The organism is Collinsella sp. TF11-5AC (genome assembly GCF_003436775.1).
GTDB lineage: Bacteria > Actinomycetota > Coriobacteriia > Coriobacteriales > Coriobacteriaceae > Collinsella.
In genome coordinates, this window is sequence record NZ_QSQO01000002.1 from 1 (window position 1) to 2,216 (window position 2,216).

General features: G+C 58.8%; 2 protein-coding genes. Both read left to right on the forward strand.

The features are described 5' to 3' along the window. Positions 1–124: 124 nt before the first annotated feature. Positions 125–1,339, forward strand: coding sequence for an MFS transporter (locus tag DXD16_RS01285; RefSeq protein ID WP_195241124.1), 1,215 nt, complete (start codon positions 125–127; stop codon positions 1,337–1,339). Positions 1,340–1,509: 170 nt separating this feature from the next. Continuing rightward, on the forward strand, positions 1,510–2,216 hold a 707-nt coding region (locus DXD16_RS01290; protein ID WP_117654980.1), incomplete at its 3' end, for an SIS domain-containing protein.

Genomic DNA, 2,216 nt, shown 5'->3' on the forward strand with positions numbered 1-2,216 from the left:
TCGTCGGCGCGTTCTTCGGCGTGCTGGCGTAAGGGCCCGGCTGCATAGACTGTCATTGCAACCTGGTAAGGGGATGGAGCGGGCCTATGCCCTCCATCCCCTTACTTGTATAGAGGGAGTTCGTATGTTCGCGAAGGATCGCGAAGCAATGCGCCTGACGCCGGCAGAGGTCAGGCTGATTCTTATTGAGTCCCTGCAATGGTGCGCCAACAACGCGGTGTACTTTTTAGGGCTTATCGGCGCGGCGACGTATGATTTGGCTGGCACGGCCTTTTTGGTTGCTGCCATTACGCTCGTACGCAATCTTATGACGTCGGCGGGCAATATGGTGTCGGGCTCGGTCATCGACCGCTTTGGACCGCGCCGGACGTCGTTTGTGACGTGCGTGATTACGGCGGTGCTATCGCTTGGCGTGGGGTTGGCGCCGTTGTCTGTCCCCGGGCTTGTGTTTGCCGCGTGCGTCTTGGGGCTTGCGGGCGGCTTTATCAACACCTGTACGCATGCGTTTCCGGGATACCTAGAGTCGACCACCGAGGGCCGTACCCGCGTGAACGGTCTCATGGTGTTCTACAGCAATATCGCCTATACCGCTGGCCCGCTGCTCGGTGGTGCCATCGTGAGCTGTTTTGCCACGCAATCGGTCTATCTGCTCATGGCGGGCATGATGGGTGTGGCGGCCGTGCTCTCCTTGGGCTGTCACGAGTGTGTTGCTCCCGCAAAAGGGGAGAAGCCGAAGGGCGGCATTCTGGGCGGCATGGCCGAGGGCGCGCGACTTACGTTTCGCGACCACGACCTGCGCCTTATCTTTATCTCGGGCTTTCTGGGCTTCTTTGCGTTTGGCGCGTTCGATTCGCTGGAGTCGTTGTTCTATCGCGATGTGCTCAACGTGGATATCGTCTGGCTGGGCTGGCTGTCCTCGGTCGTGGGCCTCACTTCCTCGGTGGGCGCGTTCATCCTGACCAAGCTTTCTGCCCGCCATGTCAACCTGCGATTGCTGCTCGGCGCGCTCATGGCCGTGGGCATTGGGTCCATGGTGTACGTGGGCACCGATATGCTGGGGGTCGCGATTATCGGTCAGGCGATTAACGGTCTGGCCTGGGGATTCCTGGAACCGCTGCAGATGATCTTGATTCAGGAGCGCGCTGACATCAAATACCTGGGGCGCATTACCGGCTTTGTGCGTTTTGGCCTGATGAGCGCCGGCGTGCTGCCGCTGCTGGCGGCTCCGTTTTTGGCGGAGGCTTTGGGTGTCCAGACGGTACTGTTTGGGGCATCGACCATTATTGCGCTGGTAGGAACGCTGTTCTTTGTCACACAAGGGAGGCGCCAGAGGCGTTAGCTATACATTCAATTCTAATTTAATACCACTCACCAGAGAATTTCGACCGTTCACCGAGGATTGGAGCAGATTGATAAGTGGTATTAAAAACACATTAGGTGTATGTCTATAATTGGTATCGAAAAGAAACGCGATGTATAGAGTTGCGTGCAGGACAGAAAGGAAAAGCCATGAAGGAAACCGAGAAGATCGAGATCATGCACTTTAGCCAGGAGGGCTACGTCGAGGACGGCAAGAACGTCTACGAGACCGGCAAGAAGATGATTGAGCTCGCCGACAAGGTCGCCGACGAGGGCTACGACGCCGTGTTCCTGATGGGCGTCGGCGGCACCTGGGACGAGCTCATGCAACTTGAGTACCTCATGAACAAGTTCGGCGACCGCGACCTCGAGGTCTACCTGATCCACGCCGCCGAGTGGAACGTCTCCGGCCACAAGTGCATGACCGAGAAGTCCGTCGTGCTCACCGCCTCCGAGTCCGGCACCACCCCCGAGGTCCTCGAGGCCGTCAAGAAGATGAAGGAAAAGGGCATTCGCGTCTACGCCATGACCAAGCCTGAGGGCCCCATCGGCCAGGCTGTCGGCGCCGAGAATTGCGTCAAGATGGCTTCCGATCATGGTAACGGTGGCTGCGAGATGGGCTACTACCTCGCCGACTGCTTCGGCCTGCGCCTGCTCAATCGCCGTGGCTGCTTCCCGCAGTTCGATAAGTTCATCGAGCAGACCAAGGACGTTTGGACCCACCTGGTCGACATCCGCAAGAGCTTCGAGCCGCGCGCCGAGGAGCTCGCCAAGAAGTACGCCCTGGCCCCCTACACCATGTTCATCGGCTCCGGTGCCCTGTGGGGCGAGACGATCCTGTTCTCGATGTGCATCCT